The 20,702-nt window shown below is 62.2% G+C and carries 25 protein-coding genes; 10 read left to right on the top strand and 15 right to left on the bottom strand.

Features of this window, described 5'->3' with window-relative positions; translation table 11 throughout:
• Positions 1 to 6: 6 nt before the first annotated feature.
• The 3 genes from HZR20_RS04235 to HZR20_RS04225 form a co-directional block, all read right to left on the bottom strand.
• A complete protein-coding gene (locus HZR20_RS04235) occupies positions 7 to 765 on the bottom strand; it encodes a VOC family protein (protein WP_181685342.1) in 759 nt (252 codons plus the stop codon).
• Positions 766 to 827: 62 nt separating this feature from the next.
• A complete protein-coding gene (locus tag HZR20_RS04230) occupies positions 828 to 1,289 on the bottom strand; it encodes a TIGR04206 family protein (RefSeq protein ID WP_181685341.1) in 462 nt (153 codons plus the stop codon).
• Positions 1,290 to 1,293: 4 nt separating this feature from the next.
• Positions 1,294 to 2,406: an OBG GTPase family GTP-binding protein gene (locus tag HZR20_RS04225; RefSeq protein ID WP_181685340.1), complete on the bottom strand. Its 1,113-nt coding sequence runs from the start codon at positions 2,404 to 2,406 to the stop codon at positions 1,294 to 1,296.
• 110 nt (positions 2,407 to 2,516) lie between these two features.
• Between HZR20_RS04225 and HZR20_RS04220 the strand changes: the two genes are divergently transcribed.
• Both HZR20_RS04220 and HZR20_RS04215 read left to right on the top strand, forming a co-directional pair.
• A complete protein-coding gene (locus HZR20_RS04220) occupies positions 2,517 to 2,717 on the top strand; it encodes a VNG_1110C family protein (protein WP_181685339.1) in 201 nt (66 codons plus the stop codon).
• 127 nt (positions 2,718 to 2,844) lie between these two features.
• Positions 2,845 to 3,321 (top strand): 50S ribosomal protein L11, encoded by a 477-nt coding sequence (locus HZR20_RS04215; RefSeq protein ID WP_181685338.1) that lies wholly within the window; start codon positions 2,845 to 2,847, stop codon positions 3,319 to 3,321.
• A 130-nt stretch (positions 3,322 to 3,451) separates the two neighbouring features.
• Here HZR20_RS04215 and HZR20_RS04210 read toward each other — a convergent pair whose 3' ends face one another.
• On the bottom strand, positions 3,452 to 5,122 hold the full coding sequence (locus tag HZR20_RS04210; protein WP_181685337.1) for a sensor histidine kinase: 1,671 nt from the start codon (positions 5,120 to 5,122) through the stop codon (positions 3,452 to 3,454).
• A 189-nt stretch (positions 5,123 to 5,311) separates the two neighbouring features.
• Between HZR20_RS04210 and HZR20_RS04205 the strand changes: the two genes are divergently transcribed.
• The 3 genes from HZR20_RS04205 to rpl12p are packed head-to-tail and all read left to right on the top strand — an operon-like array spanning position 5,312 to position 7,372.
• Positions 5,312 to 5,950 carry a 50S ribosomal protein L1 gene (locus HZR20_RS04205; protein WP_181685336.1) on the top strand — a complete coding sequence of 213 codons (639 nt, stop codon included), beginning with the start codon at positions 5,312 to 5,314 and terminating at the stop codon, positions 5,948 to 5,950.
• Position 5,951: 1 nt separating this feature from the next.
• Positions 5,952 to 7,001, top strand: a complete 1,050-nt coding sequence (locus HZR20_RS04200; RefSeq protein WP_181685335.1) for a 50S ribosomal protein L10 — start codon at positions 5,952 to 5,954, stop codon at positions 6,999 to 7,001.
• Between the two features lie 17 nt (positions 7,002 to 7,018).
• A complete protein-coding gene (gene rpl12p / locus HZR20_RS04195) occupies positions 7,019 to 7,372 on the top strand; it encodes a 50S ribosomal protein P1 (protein ID WP_181685334.1) in 354 nt (117 codons plus the stop codon).
• Positions 7,373 to 8,247: 875 nt separating this feature from the next.
• Here rpl12p and HZR20_RS04190 read toward each other — a convergent pair.
• From HZR20_RS04190 to HZR20_RS04175, 4 genes are all read right to left on the bottom strand, one after another.
• Entirely contained in the window at positions 8,248 to 9,213 is a 966-nt protein-coding gene (locus HZR20_RS04190; protein WP_181685333.1) for a nucleoside hydrolase, read from the bottom strand.
• 57 nt (positions 9,214 to 9,270) lie between these two features.
• Complete coding sequence (locus HZR20_RS04185) at positions 9,271 to 10,194, bottom strand: ribokinase (RefSeq protein WP_181685332.1); 924 nt, start codon at positions 10,192 to 10,194, stop codon at positions 9,271 to 9,273.
• Between the two features lie 70 nt (positions 10,195 to 10,264).
• Entirely contained in the window at positions 10,265 to 10,762 is a 498-nt protein-coding gene (locus HZR20_RS04180) for an RNA-binding protein (protein ID WP_181685331.1), read from the bottom strand.
• 132 nt (positions 10,763 to 10,894) lie between these two features.
• Positions 10,895 to 11,557: a hypothetical protein gene (locus tag HZR20_RS04175; protein WP_181685330.1), complete on the bottom strand. Its 663-nt coding sequence runs from the start codon at positions 11,555 to 11,557 to the stop codon at positions 10,895 to 10,897.
• Between the two features lie 116 nt (positions 11,558 to 11,673).
• Between HZR20_RS04175 and HZR20_RS04170 the strand changes: the two genes are divergently transcribed.
• A complete protein-coding gene (locus HZR20_RS04170; RefSeq protein ID WP_181685329.1) occupies positions 11,674 to 12,990 on the top strand; it encodes an RNB domain-containing ribonuclease in 1,317 nt (438 codons plus the stop codon).
• 21 nt (positions 12,991 to 13,011) lie between these two features.
• Here HZR20_RS04170 and HZR20_RS04165 read toward each other — a convergent pair whose 3' ends face one another.
• Positions 13,012 to 13,899, bottom strand: coding sequence for an NAD-dependent epimerase/dehydratase family protein (locus tag HZR20_RS04165; RefSeq protein WP_181685328.1), 888 nt, complete (start codon positions 13,897 to 13,899; stop codon positions 13,012 to 13,014).
• Between the two features lie 304 nt (positions 13,900 to 14,203).
• On the opposite strand from HZR20_RS04165, the gene HZR20_RS04160 reads away from it, so the two are divergent.
• The 3 genes from HZR20_RS04160 to HZR20_RS04150 all read left to right on the top strand — a co-directional run bounded on the left by HZR20_RS04160 (position 14,204) and on the right by HZR20_RS04150 (position 16,232).
• Positions 14,204 to 14,440, top strand: a complete 237-nt coding sequence (locus tag HZR20_RS04160; RefSeq protein ID WP_181685327.1) for a hypothetical protein — start codon at positions 14,204 to 14,206, stop codon at positions 14,438 to 14,440.
• Between the two features lie 236 nt (positions 14,441 to 14,676).
• On the top strand, positions 14,677 to 15,654 hold the full coding sequence (locus HZR20_RS04155; protein WP_181685326.1) for a phytoene/squalene synthase family protein: 978 nt from the start codon (positions 14,677 to 14,679) through the stop codon (positions 15,652 to 15,654).
• Positions 15,655 to 15,872: 218 nt separating this feature from the next.
• Complete coding sequence (locus tag HZR20_RS04150; protein WP_181685325.1) at positions 15,873 to 16,232, top strand: cell division protein SepF; 360 nt, start codon at positions 15,873 to 15,875, stop codon at positions 16,230 to 16,232.
• Position 16,233: 1 nt separating this feature from the next.
• Here HZR20_RS04150 and HZR20_RS04145 read toward each other — a convergent pair whose 3' ends face one another.
• Complete coding sequence (locus HZR20_RS04145) at positions 16,234 to 16,629, bottom strand: DUF5611 family protein (RefSeq protein WP_181685324.1); 396 nt, start codon at positions 16,627 to 16,629, stop codon at positions 16,234 to 16,236.
• A gap of 48 nt (positions 16,630 to 16,677) precedes the next feature.
• Entirely contained in the window at positions 16,678 to 17,394 is a 717-nt protein-coding gene (locus HZR20_RS04140) for a DUF7093 family protein (RefSeq protein ID WP_181685323.1), read from the bottom strand.
• 152 nt (positions 17,395 to 17,546) lie between these two features.
• Here HZR20_RS04140 and HZR20_RS04135 point away from each other — a divergent pair, with 152 nt between their 5' ends.
• Complete coding sequence (locus tag HZR20_RS04135; RefSeq protein WP_181685322.1) at positions 17,547 to 17,843, top strand: DUF6432 family protein; 297 nt, start codon at positions 17,547 to 17,549, stop codon at positions 17,841 to 17,843.
• Between the two features lies 1 nt (position 17,844).
• Here the strand turns inward: HZR20_RS04135 and HZR20_RS04130 are convergent, their stop codons facing one another.
• From HZR20_RS04130 to HZR20_RS04115, 4 genes are all read right to left on the bottom strand, one after another.
• On the bottom strand, positions 17,845 to 18,207 hold the full coding sequence (locus HZR20_RS04130) for a DUF5658 family protein (RefSeq protein WP_258560336.1): 363 nt from the start codon (positions 18,205 to 18,207) through the stop codon (positions 17,845 to 17,847).
• 149 nt (positions 18,208 to 18,356) lie between these two features.
• Complete coding sequence (locus HZR20_RS04125) at positions 18,357 to 19,169, bottom strand: HesA/MoeB/ThiF family protein (protein WP_181685320.1); 813 nt, start codon at positions 19,167 to 19,169, stop codon at positions 18,357 to 18,359.
• 84 nt (positions 19,170 to 19,253) lie between these two features.
• Positions 19,254 to 19,511 (bottom strand): sensor histidine kinase, encoded by a 258-nt coding sequence (locus HZR20_RS04120; RefSeq protein ID WP_309484893.1) that lies wholly within the window; start codon positions 19,509 to 19,511, stop codon positions 19,254 to 19,256.
• 11 nt (positions 19,512 to 19,522) lie between these two features.
• The gene (locus tag HZR20_RS04115; RefSeq protein WP_181685319.1) at positions 19,523 to 20,650 is read right to left on the bottom strand and encodes a response regulator; all 1,128 of its coding nucleotides are present in this window, start codon (positions 20,648 to 20,650) and stop codon (positions 19,523 to 19,525) included.
• Between the last annotated feature and the right edge of the window lie 52 nt (positions 20,651 to 20,702).

Below are 20,702 nucleotides of genomic sequence, written 5' to 3'. Positions count from 1 at the left end.
GTCTCGCTATCGCTCGACAATCTCTATTTCGTGCCCGTCAGCGTCCTTCGTGAACGCGTAGTTGTAGTCACAGGACTCCGGATCGCGGTAGTCCTCTGCCTCGCGGGTCATGAGCGTCTCCCAGGCGTCTTTGAGGGTGCCTTCCTCGATGCGGGCCGCCAGGTGACCCCAGGCGTCACCCATCTCGTAGGAGCGACCGTCGTAGTTGTAGGTCAACTCGACTGACATCGCCGCTTCCGGGGCGTCCGCTGGCTTCAGGAAGTACAGCGCAAAGGAGTCGTGCTCGCTCCGGTGGGTGAGGTCGTACTCGAGGGCGCGCGTGTACCAGCCGATCGCGTCGTTTGCGTCCTCGACGCGGAGCATCGTGTGATCGATACTCCAGCGGGCACCGTGGTCGCGCTCGACGATCTCGATCTCGTGGCCGTCGGGGTCTTTCACGAAGGCGTAGCCGGGATTATCCTCGGGTCGGCGGTAGTCTTCGACGCCCTCGTCCATGAGTTCGTAGTAGGCCTCCTCGACGTCCTCGACGCGAACAGCGATGTGGCCCCAGGCGTCGCCCATCGTGTAGGAGCGACCGTCGTGGTTGTAGGTCAGTTCCAGCGTTGCCCCGTCCTCGTGAACGCCCGAGGGGGCAAGGTGGACGTTCGTGAACGTCTCGGCCTCCCAGCGACCGATCTCCTCGTAGCCGAGGTGGGACTTGTACCACGCAAGCGATTCCTCCAAGTCCTCGACGCGCATCATGACGTGATCGAGCGTGCCATCCATGTGCGATTGGACGGGCGGGTCGCCGAAAAACGTGCCGGCGCCGAACGGCACGTGACGGTGTGTCAGTCCCGGTGGCGCTCGAAGCGGGCGATCGATCGCAAGTCCGGCCAGTAGAACCACCACGCGAGCGTCCAGGCGGCGAGGGTCCCCAGTGGAGCGACGAGCGCGTACTCACCACGGCGCAGGAACCCCCAGGCAACCGTCAATTGGGTCACGCCGACCAGCACGAGTAACCCGCCCGTGACCCGCGGATCTCCACGGTCGAACGTCTCGCCGAGCGCGCTCACCAGTGTCAGCCCGTAGATCCCGACACCGAGCGGCCAGGCGAACAGGAAGGGTGGCGGACCGCTTCCGGTGGCTGCGAGATAGTCCGGCAGGAGTGTGATGTGGGGGCCGAACGGATCGTGCAGTCCCCACGGCATAACCAGCGTGACGTACCCACCGGTGAGCAGCCCCGTCCAGGGGACGACCGACAGCGAGAGGACGGCGAGGAGGCGATTCCGTGGGACGTCGCTCGTCGGCATCGACTCACCGATCGACGACGATCCGGAGGACGTCCTCGTCGGCAAGTTCGTGATCCCGGCCGACCTGCTGGTCGTCGTGGGCCGCACTCTCACCGGAGACCCGCGCGAAGCGGAAGCGATCGTCGAAGCGCCCGCCGATCTTCTCACAGGCATCCCCGACGGTGTCACCCTCGGTGAGGATCAGCGGCTCCTCGTAGTCGACGCCCCGGCCTGGCTTGTCCATGTAGATCCGGATGAGTCCGAGTCCGTCCCAGATGCGCTCGGTCAGGCTTTCGAGGCCCTTCTCCTTCTCGGCGCTGATGAAAATCGCGTCATCGGGATCGACGCCGACCTCGCGGAGATCCGCCGTGACGGTGTCGACGTAGCTGGGATCGATCAGGTCGACCTTGTTGACGGCGACGAGCGAGGGCAGATACTCGCGGTTGTCCATGATCCCGTCGATCAGCCGGTCGATGTCGATCTGCTCGCCGATGGTCACGTCGGCGTTGACGAACTCGTGTTCCCGGAGGACGCTCTTTACCGTCTGTTCGTCGAGATCGATGTCGACAGACGCATTCACGCTGATGCCGTCCTTGTGTTTCTTGCGGACGCTGACTCTGGGGGGCTCGACATCCAGCCGAACCTTGTTCTTGTAGAGTTCCTCGCTGAGGCGCTCGTATTGACCGATCTCGAAGGCCGAGAGGACGAACAGCACGAGATCGGCCGTCCGGACGACCGACAGCACTGCTTTACCGTCGCCCCGGCCGCCCGCGGCCCCTTCGATCAATCCGGGAACGTCGAGTAGTTGGATGTTCGCGCCGTTGTACTGGAGCATCCCCGGATTGACGTCCAACGTCGTAAAGTCATACGACCCGACTTCGCTGTCGGCGTTGGTGAGGGCGTTGATCAGCGTGGACTTACCGACGCTGGGAAAGCCAACCAGGGCCACCGTGGCGTCGCCGGTCTTCTCGACAGCGTACCCTGACCCACCGCCCGAGCCGGACTGGCGCTTTTCGAACTCCTCTTTTTTCTCGGCGAGCTTGGCCTTCAGGCGGCCGATGTGCTCCTCGGTCGACTTGTTGTAGGGGGTGGATGCGATCTCCTCCTCGAGTTCCCGGATCTCCTCCTCAAGGCCCATCGTCGAATCTTCGGCCGTCGCCCTTCAAAAGGGCTTCCGTCCGGGGCGGGAGATCGCTCCGGATCCGGACTTCGTCACACTCATAGGCCGCCACGGCGAGAACTGTACCGATGTCAACCGCCGCCCGCCTCCGGGATAGTACCCAGATTCAGCTCCCGGCCGACACCCTCGAAACCGTCGGGCCAACCCTGACTGAGCGGTTTACAGTGACGGTCCGTCACGAGGACGCCAGCGTCCGGATTATCGGTAGCCCGGTCGAGATCAAGCGGGCCAGTGATTTCCTCACCCGGAACGGGATCGTCGTCGAGTGAGTCATCTCGGCCGCGTGCAAGCGGCCATCGGCGGCGGTTTCGCATCGATCGTCCACGCCCCCGTCAACTAGTGACGGTGCCAGTATCGAAAAGCAATTCTTAACTCTGCGCCGACGGATTCACTGGTATGGCTGAAACGATCGAGGTTCTCGTCGCTGGCGGCCAGGTCGATCCCGGGCCGCCGCTCGGCCCCGAACTCGGCCCGACGCCGGTCGACGTCCAGGCTGTCGTACAGGACATCAACGATCAGACAGCGGCCTTCGACGGTACTGAGGTCCCCGTCACCGTCGAGTACGAGGAAGACGGTTCGTTCTCGATCGACGTGGGCGTCCCGCCGACGGCCGCGCTGGTCAAAGACGAAGCCGGCTTCGAGACCGGCAGCGGTGAACCCGCCGATGAGTTCGTCGCCGACCTCTCCATCGAGCAGGTCAAAACCATCGCCGAGCAGAAACACCCCGACCTGTTGGCCTACGAGCTGACGGAAGCCGCAAAGGAGATCGTCGGGACCTGTGTCTCCCTGGGCGTCACCATCGAGGGCGACGACCCTCGCGAGGTCGCCGCACAGATCGACGACGGGGCCTACGACGACGCATTGGCCGAGTAGACTCAGGCCTGCGACGCCCAGCCGATCCCTGTTGATGGCTGGCGTGTGCGTGTGCTGGAAAGCCGGGGCTCTTTTCATTTCTCGCTTGCTGTACCCGTTCAGGACACTCACGAAGCGCAGCGTTCGTCGTTCACTCGTCCGTCGGTGGAGTCCCGGGGGCTGGAAGGTGGATCGTGACAGTGGTTCCCCGGTCGATGCCCGTCGAGACCGACACGACCCCGCCGATCTGGTCGATCAGCCAGTTGGCTAACCACACGCCTAGGCCGCTGCCGTGTTCGACTGACGTTTCTTCGAGTTGATCAGTCAGCAGCGCTTCTTCGACCATCGGCATCCCGGGGCCGTTATCCGCGACGACGATCCGCGTCTCGCGCTCGGTATCGACGTAGTCAGTCGGGTCCTGTTCTGGCTCGACGGAGACGGTTACTGTTCGCTCAGCTTCTGGTAAGTCGTTGTGGACGATCGCATTCCGGACGATCTCCTCGACCACGATTGGGAGTGTCGTGGAATCGAGCGCCCAGGCGTGCTCGGGGAGGTTGGTTTCGATCGTACTCTCGGAATATTCTGCGGCGAGCATCGCGGTCCGCTGTTCGACGACCGCCGTGACGTCGACGGGCTCGATCGCCTGCTTTGGTGTCGCTAGCAGATCATCGTACAGTGTCCGGGCATGTTCGCTTGTGTTGATAAGTCGAGTTGCCGTCTCGTGGATCTGTTCGATATCTGCCTGGACTGACGCTGGCGTGTCGTCGTCAGCCAATACCCGCTCGGCGCGGGCTGTGATCACGTTCATGTCGTTGCGCAGGTTGTGTCTGAGGACGCGATTGAGCACGCGTAACTGGGAGTCTCGTTGTTCGAGTGTCCTGGCCAGCGAGTTGAACCGCTCGCTTAGCTGTCGCCACTCATCGATATCGCCGAGGTCGAGGTCAGTTCGATACGTGCCGGATTCGAGGGCCGCCGACGCATCGAGAAGGTCCCGAATGCGAGTCAACGTCGTCTGTGAGACCCAGAGTCCGACGAACCCGACGGCGAGCAGTGCGACGACGACGCCGCCGAATTGTAAGGTCGTCGCCAATGTGAGTCTGTCGGCGATCGTCGACCGGGGTCGTTCGACACCGACCGTCCAGCCGGTCCGCTCGACAGTCGCGTTCGCCGTGAGCGCATCACCCTCGAATGACGGTGCCGCCAGTAGCGTTGTCTCGTTGGCTGTGATCTGAATCCGGTCGGCGTCGTGGCCCACGGTGGGCACGTCGCCCAACAGCGATCCGTTGCCAATCTCGAATGTCCCGCTGAAGACTCCGGCGATAGCGTCCCCCTGGTTCTGGATGGGGGCTGCGATCCTGACGACGTACTGGTCGGTCAGCGACCGCGTCGGTTGACTGATATAGACGTGTCCGGCAAGTGCCTGGTCGACGAACGGTTCGCCAGCGTAGTTGTGCCCGACCAGCGTTCGGAAGTCCTCGGGCGTCAGACCCGAGCCGGAGATAGAGGCGAGGTCACCGTCTTTCGAATAGATTCCGGCTCGATCGAATGCGGTTCGGTTGAGGAACGTAGTGAGCGCATTGAACCGGCCAGCAGGATCACCGTCCCCGGCGGCGATGTTCGCTTCCCACAGCTCGACAGCTTCGACCGTTGTCGTGAGGCGTGCGTCGATCCGATTGGCCACGACCGACGCGGTTCGCTGGACATCCTCGCGCTCCTGATCGACGACGCCCTCCTTGTGCATCGTGAAGCCGGCGAAGATCGTCCCCGAGAGAACGACTGCAACGAGGAGTAACACGCCGAGAAGCGTCGTCCGGATGCGCATCGGGCTACAGATACGTGAGCACGGGGAAAAGCTCCGTGGTCGACGGCAATCGGCGGTAGATCGACGGTACCTGCCGTCTTGACGGTTCGACGGGTTTAAGTGTCGCTTCGGCGTTGCTTCGGTCGAGACAGGCAAGCCGCCTGTTTCACTGACCCGTAGAAGCCAGATGGCGCACTACGGAGGTGAACAATGGCAGATCAGGACATAGAAGATGCAGTCTCTCGCGCACTCGAAGACTCACCGGATCGGAAATTTACCGAGACGGTGGATCTCGCAGTCAACCTGCGCGACATAGACCTTGACGATCCGTCGAATCGTATCGATGAGAGTATTGTTCTTCCGGCTGGTACTGGCCAGGAGACGACTATCGTTGTCTTTGCCGACGGCGAGACCGCGATCCGTGCCGAGGAGGTCGCCGACGACGTCCTCGACGGCGACGATCTCGAAGACCTCGGCGACGACGACGACCAGGCCAAGGACCTTGCCGACGACACCGACTTCTTCATCGCCGAAGCGTCGATGATGCAGGACATCGGTCGGTATCTCGGGACCGTGCTCGGTCCGCGCGGGAAGATGCCCGAGCCACTCCAGCCCGACGACGACGTCGTCGAAATCGTCGAGCGGATGAAAAACACGGTCCAGCTGCGCAGCGGCGACCGGCGGACGTTCCACACGCGCGTCGGCGCCGAGGACATGTCCGCCGAGGACATCGCAGACAACATCGACGTCATTCTGCGCCGGCTCCACGCCGACTTGGAGAAAGGACCGCTGAACCTCGACTCGGTGTACATCAAGACCACCATGGGCCCCGCCGTGGAGGTGGCTTGAGATGAGCGCCGAGCGCAAGACCGAGACGATTCCCGAGTGGAAGCGCGAAGAAATCGACGACCTCGTCGCGACGCTCGAATCCTACGACAGCGTCGGCATCGTCGACCTGACGGGAATTCCCAGCCAGCAACTCCAGGATATGCGCCGGAACCTCTATGGCACCGCGGAGTTGCGCGTCAGCCGGAACACGCTGGTCGAGCGCGCCTTAGAGGAGGTCGACGAGGGCCTCGAAGACCTCGTTCAGTACATCTCTGGCCACGTCGGGCTGATCGGGACCAACGACAATCCCTTCGGGCTCTACCAGCAACTGGAGGCCTCGAAGACGTCGGCCCCAATCAATGCCGGCGAGATTGCTCCCAACGACATCGTCATCACCGAGGGTGACACGGGGATCGACCCCGGGCCGTTCGTTGGCGAGTTGCAGAGCGTCGGCGCCAACGCCCGCATTCAAGAAGGCTCGATCAAGGTCCTCGAGGATTCGACGGTGCTCGAAGCCGGCGGCGAAGTGTCGGCCGAGCTCGCAAACGTCCTCGCCGAACTCGGCATCGAGCCCAAGGAAGTCGGGCTGGACCTGCGTGCCGTCCACGCCGAGGGCGTCCTCTTCGAGCCCGAAGACCTCGAACTGGACATCGATCAGTACCGCAGCGACGTCCAGGCCGCGGCCGGTCGTGCCCGGAACCTCTCGATCAATGCCGTCTTCCCGACGGCCGAGACGGGCCCGGCACTGCTCCAGACGGCCCGCGGCGAGGCAAAGAGCCTCGGCCTGCAGGCCTCTATCGAGAGCCCGGACCTGGCCGACGACCTCGTGAGCAAGGCCGACGCACAGGTTCGCGCACTCGCGAGCCAGATCGACGACGAGGAGGCCCTCCCGGAGGACCTTCAGGACGTCGCGGTCGCTGCTGAAGCCACTGAGGAACAGGCAGACGAAGACAGCGATGCCGAGGATAGCGACGACGCCGACGAGGCTGACGAAGCCGACGCCGAGGAAGACGACGGAGACGACGAGGACGGCGATGACGGCGGCGACGCACTCGGCGAGATGTTCGGATAACTACGGAGGATACACCAATGGAATACGTTTACGCAGCACTCATCCTGAACGAAACTGGCGAAGAGATCAACGAAGACAACCTGACGGACGTGCTCGACGCTGCCGGCGTCGACGTCGAGGAATCCCGCGTGAAGGCCCTCGTGGCCGCACTCGAGGATGTCGACATCGACGAGGCCGTCGAGGAAGCCGCTGCCGTGCCCGCCGCGACGGGCGGCGCTGCCGGCGGCGAAGTCGAAGCCGCCGACGAGGGTGGCGACGACGAGGCTGAGGAAGCCGACGACGACGAAGAAGCCGCTGGGGAAGAAGAAGAAGCCGGCGACGACGATGACGAGGAGGCCGACGGCGAAGGTCTCGGCGAACTGTTCGGCTGACGCCGACGGTCCGCTCTTTTCGACGTGCGTGACGTGTTCGATAGCGGCTGCACTACGTATTTGAACACCGACCTGATTGGATGCCCGGTTTTACTGTAGTGTGATCACCTACTGCCTCCCTGACTGACGAATATCCGCTCTACGATCGTCGCGTGCAGGTACTGATTGGCCTCTGGGCCCAGCCGAAATTGGCATCTTCGGGATCGTCGTTTTCGATGGCATCGTCCGCTGGAGCGCTCTTGGAATTGCCGTCAGTGGCGCGATTGTACTGCCGTATGCCCTCCGAGTCACCCTCGAGAACACTAAGCACCGAGTGGTCGAGGACGACGAAGACAGCGTTTCGACGTAGAGTATTGCCGCCAGCGAGAGTTCCTATTGCCGATTCAATACCGCAGACCAAGGTAGCGGAATCCCAGTCTCAGCAAGGTCAGAAATACTCCGCTCGCGTACGCACCGACTCCCTCTCCCGAACCGACATCCCCGGAAATGAGGCTCACGTCTCTGGGTCCCCGTAGTTTGGGGCGATACAACGCAGCGAGTCCCATTGACAGGAAGAACAATCCAGTGAGAATTCCGAGCGGTGTCATTGTTTGAAGACGTGCCACCGTTCCCCTTTCGGGGATTACCGTTCTCACCATGGACTGAGTTTCGTGGCGGAACCGGATGCGTATCTGGAACCGCTTGAAGGGATCCCACTCAGGAACTGTCGCGTCGGTCCGTTCCGTCTTGACGTTCGCCTCGATCACGACGACAAGATCCTGTAGGTACTTCGGATTCGGAAACGCGGTGGCGACGCGTACCGTAGCGACGACTGTATCATGGATACCGAGTCTTGTCGCCGATACTGCTCCGATCGTGAGCGCGCCCTCGTCCTCTCACTCGATCGATCGATCAGCATCGCCCGAGACGAGCGTCTCGACCAGTAGTTGCCGGAAACCGTCCGTATCCACAGCCTCGATTACGTCGGTCCGTGGGTCGCGGTCGGTGATGCCGTTGGTGTCGGTAACCGTGACCCCTCGGGTCAGCCCCTCGCGTTCGTCAACGTCGACCGCGTAGGTACCACGCTCCGCGATCAGTTCCGGGGCGACGGCCACAGCGGTCGCGAGCGCGTCCGGCTGGGCCGTCCCCTCCCAGCGGGAATCTTCCTCGACCCCTTCAGAATCCGGCTGGAAAATCGTCTCGTAGAATGCAGCGAATCGGGAATCAGCGGCGGCATCGACGATCTGATCCTCGGCGGCCGTATCGAGCGTGCCGTCCCGCAGGGTGAGTCCCCAGTCGACCAGCGTGACGTCGAGTTCGTCGAGAACGATCTTTGCGGCGTCGGGATCGACCCAGAAATTGAACTCGGCGGCTGGCGTCACATTGCCAGGTGTGTGGACGTTCCCGCCCATCACGACGACGTCTGCGAGGAGATCACCCAACTGTGGCTCGCGTTCCAAGGCGAGCGCGACGTTCGTCAGTGGAGCCAGACAGACGAGGGTGATCTCACCAGGGTATTCGCGAGCCGCCTCGACGATGTACTCGGGGGCGAACCCCTCGGCTGAAGGGACGTCAGTCTCGGGGACGAGAGCAGGACCGAGGCCACCCTCGCCGTGGATCTCTGTGGCGTGGTCGTGCTCTTTGACCAGCGGTGTTCGTGCCCCCTCGTAGACGGGGATCTTCTCAGCGATGTCGGCGAGTTGCAGGGTGTACTTTGCGTTTTCGACTTGGCGATCGAAGGCGACGTTGCCGGCCCCGATCGTTAGCGCTTCGACGTCGACCCGATCCGATAAGACCGCAAGCAAGATACCCAGCGTGTCGTCGGTCGCGGTGTCGGTGTCGATGATGACGCGATCTGCCATGTCGCAGGTTCCGACCCTCGACTTAGGTATCTTGCGTTACGCGGTCTGCTGAGGGTTTCAAGAGTCCTGACGGATGTTCTGGATCGCTGCTCGCGTCGGCAGCGACGGTGTGGCTCCGGCCTCGGTCGTCGCGAGTGCCCCGGCGGCAGTCCCGGTATCGAGTGCGTCTTGGAGAGCGAGGCCATCACCGATTGCCGTGGCGAACGCACCGACGAACGCGTCTCCCGCCCCGGTGGTATCGACGGGATCGACAGCGTAGGCGTCTAGTTCGATTGTCTCCGATGGCGTGCTCGCGAACACGCCCGCCCTGCCGAGCGTGACGACGACAACCTGCTCGTCGTGTGCGCGCAGATCCGCGGCCGTCGCCTCCAGTCCGGCCGTCGAGAGTCCGCTGTTGGCGTCCCCATCGCTGTAGAACAGGGCCTCCGTTTCGTTTACGACGAGATAGTCGACGAGTTCGAGTAGGTCGTCACGGACGTCGTCGGCCGGTGCCGGGTTCAGCACTGTGGTCACGCCCCGCGACTGTGCTTGCTCGAAGAACGCCCGGATCGTCGGCTGTGGCACCTCGAATTGGGAGAGGGCGACGGCCCCGTCGCTCATCTCGACGTCCGCGATGTGTTCCGGGGCGAGTGTGGCGTTGGCCCCAGGAACGACGACGATGGCGTTTTCGGAGTCCGAATCGACGGTGATGAGTGCGACCCCGGTCGAGCTATCTGGGACACGCCTGACGTGTGCAGTCGAGAGTCCGTGTTCCCCGTCGAGGTCGGCCAGCAGCTCCTCGCCGAACCGATCGCCACCGACGGCTCCGATCAGTTCGACGGATGCACCCGATCGTGCGGCTGCGACCGCCTGATTGGCCCCTTTTCCACCGAGCCCGAACGACACTGACTCGCCAGCGATCGTCTCGCCTGGCCGCGGTCGCCGCTGGACACGCGCCGTAATATCCTGATTGATGCTTCCGGCGACATAGATGTGACTCATGGTATGATATCTCTGTCTCGCGAAATAATCCTTCCCCTCGAAGCGCCGTGTGTCGTACCGGAGCGTTCACTTAGCCCGAAAACTCGTAGAGGTCGTCCCCAACGTGATGGACCGTGTCGACGACTTTGCCCTCCTTGCCGACCATCTCCGCGCCGTCGACGCGGGCCCGACCGACGGCCAGTGCCTTGCCGTGAACCTCCTCCGCGATGACGACCAGATCCCCTGCCTCGATCGACTCGTCAGCTTCGGTGATGCCGGGGCGCATCACGTCGGCACCGTTGGAGACGAACTCGATCGCGCCGGCGTCGACCGTGACGACGTTCGTCGCCGGCGGGTGGTCGTTGGCACCCCGGACCGTGAGGAACGGCGCGTCAGGGTCGTCGCCCTCGTCGGGAACGTAGAAGACAGCGGGCTCCCCGTCGACGAGGACGACTTCCCAGTCGCTGTCCTCGAAGGTGACTTTCTCGTAGGTATCGGCGGCGATTTCGACGCCGAGGTGATCGGCGAGAGCGGTTTCGATCTCGTCGACGGCGTCCGACCGGAGGTGGTGACGGGACTTGACGTTCATACCCGACCACTGGCGACGGCTGGGGTTAAATCGACCGTTCCCCGCCCAAGGCGGTCGTCCCGCAAGCGTCCGCCCCTAGTCAATCACTTGACGGAGAAGGGTCGAACCACAGTACAGGACCGAGTCCACGAGTCAGTCGTCGTCCCAGGTTTCGTTCGTCACGTAGATGTTGTACCTGTCGGGATCGTGATCCGCGTCGCTGAGATCGATGGGACCGAGAATGAAAGAGCCGGTCTCCCCGGGTTCGAGATCGCCCATGAACATCGATTCCGTCTCGCGTCGTTCGTCGGGAAAGATGACTTCGAGTAGGACGTACGAACAGCGGGTGGCTGGACCGTCGTTCCGGACAGTCCCCTCAACGTAGTACGTCTCGTTCGGCCCCGGCCCAACCGTGTGGTTGACGATCTCGATCCCCTCTGCCGTGCCCGGACAGAGTTCGAACTCCGTTTCGGTGAATCCGCCAGTCTGGTTGCTGTCGTTCCAGTCACTGTCATTCCAGTCACTGTCGTTCCATTCGCTATCGTTCCAGTCGCTGTCATTCCAGTCGCTGTCATTCCAGTCACTGTTGTTCCAGTCACTGTCGTTCCATTCGCTATCGTTCCATTCACTGTCGTTCCACTCGGCCGTCGGCAGGTCGGAGGCGTTCTCAACCGTGTAGTTGTCCGGCTCGAAAGCGGTGTTTCCAGTCGGTGCCGACTCGGCACTTCCATCGTCGTCTTCATTCACGTCCGAACACCCCGCGAGGCCTGCTCCGAGAGCGCCGCCCAGAAGCGCGAGGAGGTTTCGACGCCTCATGTGTGGCTATTAGGCCGATAGGCGGAAATAGTTGCCGGGAACACCAGTCCGACCGACAGCAGCCTGAGCCAGTCGCCGTCGAAACGCCTACCTACCGGCTGACCGTACCGGATGGCATGACCGCCCAAGAGGACGCCCAGGCCGAGGCCGGGACGCCGGAGGGGCAGGGCCCCGTCGAGATCGACGAGGAGATGGCCCGCCATTTGGAGAACAAACGCGAGGAACTCTTCGAGAAGTTCGAGATTCCCGACGGGTTCCCCCCGGAGGTCATCGAGGAAGCCAAGGAGCGGACCGAGAACGTGGGTTCGGAGATCGAAGACGAGATCGACGAGCGCCGGGACCTCCGGGACCTCACGACGTGGACGACTGACCCGATCGACGCCCAGGACTTCGACGACGCCATCTCGATCGAACATCGCGACGACGAGATCGTCCTGTGGATCCACATCGCTGACGTCACCCACTACGTGAATCCGGACACGGCGATGTGGCGGTCGGCCGTCGAGCGGGCGAACACCGTCTACCTCCCGGGCTACACCGTCCACATGCTGCCGCCGATTCTCGCCGAAACAGTCTGCTCGCTGGTCCCCAACGAGGATCGCCTGGCCCACACCGTCGAGATGCACTTAGATCCCGAGAATTTGGGCTACGAGAACATCGAGATCTACAAATCGGTCATCCGCAGCGACGCGCGGCTGACCTACACCGAGGCCGAACGCCTGCTGGACGAACCCGAAACGGCCGAGGACGTTCTCGAAGACCAGTCGGTCGATCTTGCCGAGAAGACGCAGGCGGTCTGGGACCTGGCCGACCGGATGCACGAGCAGCGCAAAGAAGACGGCAGCCTGGTTTTGAACCCCCGTCGGGATCGCGCCCACACGATCATCGAGGAGTGCATGCTCAAGGCAAACAAGGCTGTCACGCACGTCCTGATGTGGGACCGGGGTGTCGAGGCGATGTACCGCGTCCACCCCCAGCCCAGCCCCGACGAGTGGAGCGAAGCACTCCAGGAGATACAGGACCTCGATGGCGTGTCGATCCCCGGCGGGGCCTGGGACGACCCCCGCATGGCGGTCAACGCCACGCTCGAGGATGCCCCCCAGCGCCAACTGGACAAGATCCAGTGGGCCGTGATGAAGGTCATGCCTCGCGCGAAGTACATGAACGACCCCTTCGGCGGGCATCACGCGCTGAACTTCGAGATCTACGGCCACTTCACCTCGCCCATCCGCCGCCTCTCGGATCTCATCAACCACTGGATCGTCCACACCAACGATGTGCCCGAAGACCTCGTGGCATTGTGTGATCGCGCCAGCGACAAACAACAGGACGCCGAACAGTGTGAACGCGAGTACAAGGGCTTCCTCGAAGAGGTCGGTCTCGACCCCGCGGCGGTCAACAACCGCGGCATCGAAGTCGTCGAAGAGGACTGATCGCGCCGACTCGGGACCGGGTCAGACGAAGTCCGGCCCGCGAATCGATTCGTCTTCGGCCGTTTTCCAGGAGTGTTCCGGTTCCCAACCCAGGAGTGACGCAGCCTTTGCTGTCGAGAACGCCGATTGGTCGCCCGTCAGGTCACACTCCTCCGGCAGCGATCCGAATCCCGCCTCGATCGCTCGCGCCGTTTCGACGCCGAGGAAGTTGTCGGGGCCGAACGCGTTGACCACTTCGTGGCCCTCGAACGCAGTGTCCAGTGCCGCCTCGACGAGCGAGACGACGTCCCGCACGTCGATGTACGACCAGAAATTCCCGAAGCGTCCGGCACTCTCGAAGTCGAACTGTTCCCGGAGCGGCGTCACCTCGTATCGGCCGGGATACTGGACCCAGGAGGCACGCAGCGAGGCCACGGAGACGTCGAAGGCATTCGCCACGCGAGTGGCCGCTGCCTCGCCTGCGAGCTTCGAGGTCTCGTAGCCGTTCCACGGCTTGACCGGGTGTGTTTCGGTCACGGGTAGTGACGCCGGCAACTCCGGTTCGGGCCAGTGGGTCCCGTAGACAGTTTCACTCGATGCCCAGACGACGTCCGCTCCGGCGCGGCCGGCCGCTTCCAGCGTGTGATACGAGCTCGTGGCGTTGTTCTCGTAGACGTCCCCGCCAGCGTGATCCTCTTCGTGTGGGATGTTCCCACAATGAACGACCGCCGTCGGATCCGCGTCGAGGATGGTCTCCCAGACTGGTCCCTGCTCGGTCAGATCGACCGCCTGGAAGTCCACGCCATCGACGTCGGTCGTCTCCGGGAGTGTCAGATCGACGGCGACGACGTCGTACTCTCCCCGCAGTGTCTCGACGACCCAACTGCCCACACCGCCGAGCGCACCCGTAACAACGATTGTCTCAGTCATACTCCAGGTTGTGCCGCCGATCATAAAGACCGGTCGACGGAGAATCACCGGCCGGAGAGCGTCACGTGAGTAACTCGACTGTCTTCCTTCCCCAATCCGTGGACAGCAGTCGACTATTTGACGGCGCTACAGAGAGGACAGGAGAGATAATACCTCGATAAGTTATGAGATAGATTCTAATATATCTTTATCACATTAGCGTGGCCTCCATGGAACCCTCAGAAGCATTTCGAGTGTGTTTGTTTGAAGTCTTACAGAATCTTTTAGAGGAGACCGTGTGTACTCGTATACGAGGTGGACACAGATGGCTGTGAGTGACTCTCCCCGGAGTTGGATCGTCACCCAGGGACCAATCGGTCCGGCCTCCCGGTACGATTTATATCTCGCCACCGTTCCGCTGGTGTTCTTCATGGCTGCGCTGTTGAGCGTCGTCGTATCGGTACCGACCCACGTGGCGATGGTTTTTGCTTCCGTCCTCACTGGGGCGGTGCTGTTCGATGGGCTGTTTCTCAATCCGCCCCAGGTCGACGATTCGTCGTGAGTCGCGGCGAAACCGGGCGTCGATACTGTTCGGTGCCAATGGCTTTCTTGACGGAGACGCAACTGTCCAGTTCCGTCAGGCAGTGCCAGACTGGACGGCGTCCCCAAACTGGTTGGGTATGCTGTTTATACTGATACTCGGCCAAATAACGTACGACGACATAAGTATCAAATTGGGACTGTCGGTACCCTTACAAACGACGGATGCTAATACCGTCACTGTCACGATAGATCTCGATGTCACCGGAACCTATCACAACCAGTAAAGCGATTCATCGCCGCACCGGAACGACGTTTTACGTCGCGACGAGGCTGTTGCCAAATCAGACCCGAGAAGCGACGTACGTACTGTATGCGTTCTTCCGGATCGCAGACGAGGTCGTCGACCAGGAGGATCCCCCGCCTGTCGACGAGCAGCGGCGCAAACTGAACGCAATTCGAGCCGCGGCGAAAGGTGAGATAGTGGATACCTCGGAGCTCTCGGCAGACGAGCAGGAGGTCCTCGACGCGTTTCGGACGCTGGCCGAGCGCAACGGATTTGACCCCGACGAGATAGACGTGTTCGTCGATGCAATGGAGCAAGATATCGAGAAAGCCCGATACGAGACCTACGAGGAACTGACCGAGTACATGCGTGGGTCGGCTGCCGCCGTTGGCAATATGATGATGACGGTCATGGATGTGACCGAACGCGACCGTGCCGACCCTCACGCCCGGTCGCTGGCCGAAGCCTTCCAGTTGACGAACTTCGTCCGTGACGTCCGGGAGGACATCTGTGAGTACGACCGGGTGTACCTTCCCCGGGAGACTTTAGAGCGCTTCGACGTCACCGAGGAACAGCTCCGTCGTGGCGAGATGGACGAGGACGTCGCTGGGGCGATCCGGACCGCCCTCACCCGGACAGAGTCGCTGTACCGCCACGGCGTCGCGGGGATCAGGTATTTGCCGTCGGACGCACAGTTCGCCGTCCTGCTTTCGGCGGTCCTCTATGCTGAACACCATCGGCGGATCAGGGCTATCGAGTACGACGTCTTGAACGAGGACGCCTCACTGTCGAAAACTCGGCGGCTGTGGCTCGTCGCCAAGACCTATTACCACTGGCGACGCACCGGCGATCCGGAGACGGCGTTCTACGCCGCCAGTGCGGTCGGCGACACTGACGAGGACGCTGATCGAAGCCAGGCGTTCCGGACCGTCCCGGAGCAAGTCGCATAAGCAGACGATGCCGGCGTTGACAAATCACTTCGTGATTCGTTCCCACACCAGCACTCGGTGAGTTCTGGGATCACGAGAATCTTCGATTCTCGAACGTCTCCTCGAGGGTAGGGGCTTGGCGCCTGCTATCAGCTAACGTGGATGCAGCTGGACGGCTTGCGTGTCCTGCCGGTGTGTCTGACGTAAAGCCTAAACCCGTTCCGGCCGCTCACACGCCTATGGGACTGATGAGCAAGATTCTCGGCGGCACTGGCACCTCTCGGCGGACAGACGATTACGCAGAACTCGACGCCGCAGACGTCGACACGACAGCAGAAACCGCCCAGCGAGAGGTACGGATCGCCCGGATCGGCGAGAAACAGGACGTTATCGAGATTAAGGATGCGGTCTACGACGGTGATATCGTAATCGCTGATATCACGCGCCATACGACCAAAGATCGGACGATGGAACATATCAGCGACGAACTCAAACAGGTCGCCAACGAGGTTGGCGGCGACATCGTCCAGAAAGACGACGACCAATTGATCATCTCCCCATCGGGGGTCGCGATCAGTCGCGAACGCCTCGGCCGGTAGATTACGAGATGTCGTCGGGTGCGTCAGCGTCGTCTTCGACGTCTCGCTTCATCGAATCCCGGCGTGCTTTCGCGTCACGACCGGTTGACTCCTCGAGGAAGTCATTTTTGATCGCGACAGCCTCTTCGGCGGCTTCGACATCGCCCGCAGCGATGACTTCCTCGGCGGGTCGTTCTTCGATGTCGAGTGCGAGCTTGTCTTTCTTGCTGTCGAAGGGGACAGTCCCGACCGTTACTCGCTCGAAGACGGGATTATCCGGATCCTCGACGATGAGCAACTCCGTGTCGTTGTACGGTTCAGTGCCGGCGATGGGGCCGAAAAACTCTTCGACTTTCGCCCGCATATCCGGGACGCGCTCTTCGAGATATTCGCCCCGTCGCATCTTGTACTCGCGCATGGAGGTCCGTTCGTGAAGCGGGGGTTTACCCTTTTCGCGTCGGTACGATCACTCAGCCTCGTGGACGAGCGTGCCCCGGTGGCACTTTGGACAATAATCGCCCGCTCGGAGTGACGAGGATTCGACCGGGGTGCTAAACTCACACTCGCTACACTGGAACTGCCCGTCCGGGACGGTAACTGTTGTCTCACTGGACTGTTCCCCGTCCAGATCAGGGGCCGTCTCCGACCAGACGGCCGAGTCTGTTGACTCCGTGTGGTCGTCGACCGGGGACGACTCGGCTGGGACGGACAGCTCTTCTTCTGGTGGTTCCAGGTCTACCGGCGGTTCGGTTTCTGGTCCATCCGTGTCTTCCTCGGGCCACTCTCCCGGTTCCCGACCTGCTTGCTCGGTTTCGTCGTCTTCGAGGATGACACCGTCGTCTTCGGCCGCCGACGTCGGCGGTTCGACGGCTGTCTCTTCGCCCCCGGAATCGCCGGTTTCGAGGGGTTCACCCGCTTCTGCGTCGACGATTTCGGACCCGCCCTCGGTCGCGTCTTCGGTGTCTACCTCTGCTTCGGGGTCAGTCTCTCCCAACGCGACGTCGTCAGGCGTTTCGACGGTCGTTACTTCCTTGTTCTCGGAGACGACGCGCGTTTCACCACAGCGCTCGCACGTCTCGACTTCCCGGATCGTACTGACGACTTCGCTCCCTTGCTCTTCGCGCTCGCGCTCGACGGCTGCCTCACCGAACGCGTGTCCGAACAGCGAACACTTGATACCCATTGCCATGAAGTCGCCGCCTATCGGTTAAAAGCGTACTGCTTGGCAGAGTTGTCGATACTCCTTCGAACGAGGACGCTGTCGATCGGTCTCTGTGCTCCCTGTTCGGCCTCGGCGGGAACAAGCGTAAGTCCTATCGCCTCGAACAGAGAGCTATGCAAGTCAAGCCGGAGTACCGCAAGCGTGACGAGACGGAGGTCGCGGTACTCGATGCGCTTGCCGAACGCGCTGAGGACGGCATGACTGTCTTCGAGATTCGGTCGCGTGCCGCGGTCGATATCGACCGCCTGGAAACGGCCCTGGCCGACCTCAAAGCCGACGACCTGATCGAAGCCACCGAGGAAGACGACGGCCGGACGATCATCGTCCCCGACGAGGGCGTGATCGGGCCGGAGACGGACGATCAGTCCGCATCGCTCCTGGACCGCGTTCGCGACCAATTCGGATTTTGACTTAGATCGTCGCCGCGACCACCGAGAGATTCTGGCAGACGACGGCTGTTCCCACTGCGATCACGCCCAGAAACCAGATGCGCCAGCCTGGAACCTGCTCGATCAGGTCCCGACAGACGAGCAACACGACGCCGACGTACAGCACGACCGCCCCTTTCAGGGCGATCACTGCCAGCGGTTCGGTCGCCAGCAGTACTCTGATCCAGGGGTTGGCCTCGGCGGCGACCGAGCCGAGAGTGGCCGCTGCGAGGAGCGTCGAAACCACGTCCGCAAAGCCCCAGATAATCACAATCGAGAACACCAACTCGACGTAGCCGGGGCGTTCGAGCCTGATCGGAATACGGTGTCTCACTGACGATACCATCGGTTCACTCAAAACTCGTGGCAACGAACCCAAAAGCGTATCTGTCTGAATATCGGTCGTGATACTTATCGCGGAGTGCCGGTCGAAATCGACTCAGTGGCCGATACCGAGACAGGTTCGTGAGACTCAGTTCTGATAGTACTCGCCACTCACTCCGGGATCGCACAGTCGCCTTCGTAGGTGATCGCCTGAATCGAGTCGACGGCCGGCTGGTCACCACAGATCGGACACTCCGGGCGGGCTTTCAGCGGGACGGACTCGACGTCCATCGTCTTCGCGTCGTAATGGAGCACCCGGCCATTGAGGGACTCGCCGATCTCCAGCAGGTGCTTGATGGTCTCGGTCGCCTGGATCGTCCCGATCGTCCCCGGTACGACGCCGAGGACGCCGGCAGTCGCACAGTCGGGGATCGCATCTTCCGGTGGTGCCGACGGGAACAGACATCGATAGCAGGGCCCGGTCCCGTCGAAGGTCGTGACCTGCCCTTCGAAGCGATAGACTGCCCCGTGGACGAACGGCGTGCCCGTAAGCGTGCAGGCGTCGTTGACCAGAAAGCGTGCCGGAAAGTTGTCCGTGGCGTCGACGACCACGTCGTAGCCCTCAATCAGCTCCGTGGCATTCTCGGCCGAAAGTGCCGTCTCATCGGTCTCGACCGTGACGTTGGGGTTGAGATCGGCGACGAATTCCGCGCCACTGTCGACTTTCGGCCGTCCGACGTCGTCGATCCCGTGGATGATCTGTCGCTGGAGGTTCGATCGCTCGACGACGTCGCCATCGACCAGCCCCAGTCGGCCGATACCGGCGGCCGCAAGGTACTGGATGACTGGCGAGCCCAGTCCGCCGACGCCGACGACCAGCACAGCGCTATCGAGCAGTCGGTCCTGACCGTCCGGGCCGACCGATTCGAGGACGATCTGTCGGGAGTAGCGGTCGAGTTGCTCCGGATCGAGCGACGGCGCCATACCCACGCCTGGGGGGCCTGAATCTTAAGCAAGTCGTTCCACGCGAGCGACGGCCCGAGGGCACTGGGCGAGGACAGCCGGATTTCACCCGTCGGCTTGCGTCCGTACGTCGACTCGAGTACCGCCGTCGCTCCCCTCGCCAATAGTGATCGACCAGCCGTGTGCCTCGGCGATCGTCCGGGCAATCGCGAGTCCGTAGCCGTCTCGGTCCAGCTCGGTCGTGAATCCGACATCGAACACCCGATCGTGGTCTATCTCTGGCAGTCCCGGCCCATCGTCGGTCACGGCAAAGTCCCGGTCGGTCTTCCGGACAGTCACTGTCGGTTCCTGGCCGCCGTGCACCACGGCGTTTCTCAGTAGTTCCTCGAGAAGTTGATCGAATCGACTTGTTTCGGCCTCGATCGTGTGATCGCCGTCGACGACCAGCGACCCCGCCCCATTGATTCCACTCTAGCTTCGTCGCGCGCCATCCCCGACGGCAACGGTCGTCGTCGCTCCGACCGGCTCACCGGCTTCTGCGAGTGCAGCTGTCTGCTCGATGAGCGTTCCCAGAGAGTCGTGGGCCTGTGCCACCGTCGAGAGATGCTCGCTCTCACGGTCTTCACCGACCAGTTCCAGGCGGCCGGCCGCCAGCTGGAGCGGATTTCGCATCTCGTGAGAGACAGCGGTCCGGAGTGCCTCGACCAACTGGCGATAGCGGCGCGCTCCTGTTGGGTCTGTTTTTGCTCAGTCACGTCCCAGCTCGCCCCGATCAGGCCCGTCACCTCGCCGTCCTCGTCGCGCCAGGGGATTTTCGTGTTCCGGACCCACACGTCCCGCTCCGGATCGTAGCGTTCCTGGTCGATGATCGGCTCGCCTGTCTCGATGAGTTCGCGTTCTTCGCGGGTGGTTTCCTCGGCCCACTCGGCGTCGAAGTACTCGGCGTCCGTCTTGCCGATTTGCTCGGGATTACCCAGGCCGTAGTCGCTGATCCAGGTGTGGCGGGCCTGTTCGTCCTTGGCGTAGACGTGGATCGGGACGTGTTCGAGAATGGCCTCCAGCATCCGATCCTTGCGGCGTACCGATCGTTCGCTGTCCTGCAATCGCTGTTCGACGCGTCGCTGCTCGACCGCGTTCTCGATCCGGTTGGCCAGGATCGCCACCCGTTCGGTGCCCGTCCCCTTCTGGACGTAATCAGTGACGCCGGCGGCGATTGCCTCACTGGCGATCTCCTCGCTGCCCTTACCTGTAAACAGGACGAACGGGAGATTTGGATAGGCCGACCGAACCCGGTCTAGCAACTGCAGGCCGTCGATCCTGGGCATCTGGTAGTCACTGACGACACAATCGAACGATTCGGTCGACAACTGACCGAGAACGGCCTCCAGGTCCGACTCGATCACCACGTCGAAGCGAGCGCTGTGATTTCTCAGTAACTCGGCGACGACCTCGGCGAAGTGGGGATCGTCGTCGACGTGAAGCATCCGAACCGAACCATCCATATTCAATAATTATCTACACGGCGCTAAATCGCTATCCTCGTTTCGTCGCGGT

Source organism: Halorhabdus salina, from assembly GCF_013839425.1.
In the GTDB taxonomy this organism is placed as follows: Archaea; Halobacteriota; Halobacteria; order Halobacteriales; family Haloarculaceae; genus Halorhabdus; species Halorhabdus salina.
This window is presented reverse-complemented; position numbering and strand designations above follow the sequence as displayed.

Bases quoted from the DNA above. Each gene is read 5' to 3' on its own strand.
- HZR20_RS04220 (WP_181685339.1), top strand. From the start codon at position 2,517: ATGTCAACCGCCGCCCGCCTCCGGGATAGTACCCAGATTCAGCTCCCG.
- HZR20_RS04225 (WP_181685340.1), bottom strand. From the start codon at position 2,406: ATGGGCCTTGAGGAGGAGATCCGGGAACTCGAGGAGGAGATCGCATCC.
- HZR20_RS04115 (WP_181685319.1), bottom strand. From the start codon at position 20,650: ATGGATGGTTCGGTTCGGATGCTTCACGTCGACGACGATCCCCACTTC.
- HZR20_RS04180 (WP_181685331.1), bottom strand. From the start codon at position 10,762: ATGAACGTCAAGTCCCGTCACCACCTCCGGTCGGACGCCGTCGACGAG.
- HZR20_RS04210 (WP_181685337.1), bottom strand. From the start codon at position 5,122: ATGCGCATCCGGACGACGCTTCTCGGCGTGTTACTCCTCGTTGCAGTC.
- HZR20_RS04170 (WP_181685329.1), top strand. From the start codon at position 11,674: ATGACCGCCCAAGAGGACGCCCAGGCCGAGGCCGGGACGCCGGAGGGG.
- HZR20_RS04215 (WP_181685338.1), top strand. From the start codon at position 2,845: ATGGCTGAAACGATCGAGGTTCTCGTCGCTGGCGGCCAGGTCGATCCC.
- HZR20_RS04150 (WP_181685325.1), top strand. From the start codon at position 15,873: ATGGGACTGATGAGCAAGATTCTCGGCGGCACTGGCACCTCTCGGCGG.
- HZR20_RS04140 (WP_181685323.1), bottom strand. From the start codon at position 17,394: ATGGGTATCAAGTGTTCGCTGTTCGGACACGCGTTCGGTGAGGCAGCC.
- HZR20_RS04125 (WP_181685320.1), bottom strand. From the start codon at position 19,169: ATGGCGCCGTCGCTCGATCCGGAGCAACTCGACCGCTACTCCCGACAG.
- HZR20_RS04165 (WP_181685328.1), bottom strand. From the start codon at position 13,899: ATGACTGAGACAATCGTTGTTACGGGTGCGCTCGGCGGTGTGGGCAGT.
- HZR20_RS04145 (WP_181685324.1), bottom strand. From the start codon at position 16,629: ATGCGCGAGTACAAGATGCGACGGGGCGAATATCTCGAAGAGCGCGTC.
- HZR20_RS04175 (WP_181685330.1), bottom strand. From the start codon at position 11,557: ATGAGGCGTCGAAACCTCCTCGCGCTTCTGGGCGGCGCTCTCGGAGCA.
- HZR20_RS04135 (WP_181685322.1), top strand. From the start codon at position 17,547: ATGCAAGTCAAGCCGGAGTACCGCAAGCGTGACGAGACGGAGGTCGCG.
- HZR20_RS04160 (WP_181685327.1), top strand. From the start codon at position 14,204: ATGGCTGTGAGTGACTCTCCCCGGAGTTGGATCGTCACCCAGGGACCA.
- HZR20_RS04155 (WP_181685326.1), top strand. From the start codon at position 14,677: ATGTCACCGGAACCTATCACAACCAGTAAAGCGATTCATCGCCGCACC.
- HZR20_RS04235 (WP_181685342.1), bottom strand. From the start codon at position 765: ATGGATGGCACGCTCGATCACGTCATGATGCGCGTCGAGGACTTGGAG.
- rpl12p (WP_181685334.1), top strand. From the start codon at position 7,019: ATGGAATACGTTTACGCAGCACTCATCCTGAACGAAACTGGCGAAGAG.
- HZR20_RS04130 (WP_258560336.1), bottom strand. From the start codon at position 18,207: ATGGTATCGTCAGTGAGACACCGTATTCCGATCAGGCTCGAACGCCCC.
- HZR20_RS04230 (WP_181685341.1), bottom strand. From the start codon at position 1,289: ATGCCGACGAGCGACGTCCCACGGAATCGCCTCCTCGCCGTCCTCTCG.
- HZR20_RS04190 (WP_181685333.1), bottom strand. From the start codon at position 9,213: ATGGCAGATCGCGTCATCATCGACACCGACACCGCGACCGACGACACG.
- HZR20_RS04205 (WP_181685336.1), top strand. From the start codon at position 5,312: ATGGCAGATCAGGACATAGAAGATGCAGTCTCTCGCGCACTCGAAGAC.
- HZR20_RS04185 (WP_181685332.1), bottom strand. From the start codon at position 10,194: ATGAGTCACATCTATGTCGCCGGAAGCATCAATCAGGATATTACGGCG.
- HZR20_RS04200 (WP_181685335.1), top strand. From the start codon at position 5,952: ATGAGCGCCGAGCGCAAGACCGAGACGATTCCCGAGTGGAAGCGCGAA.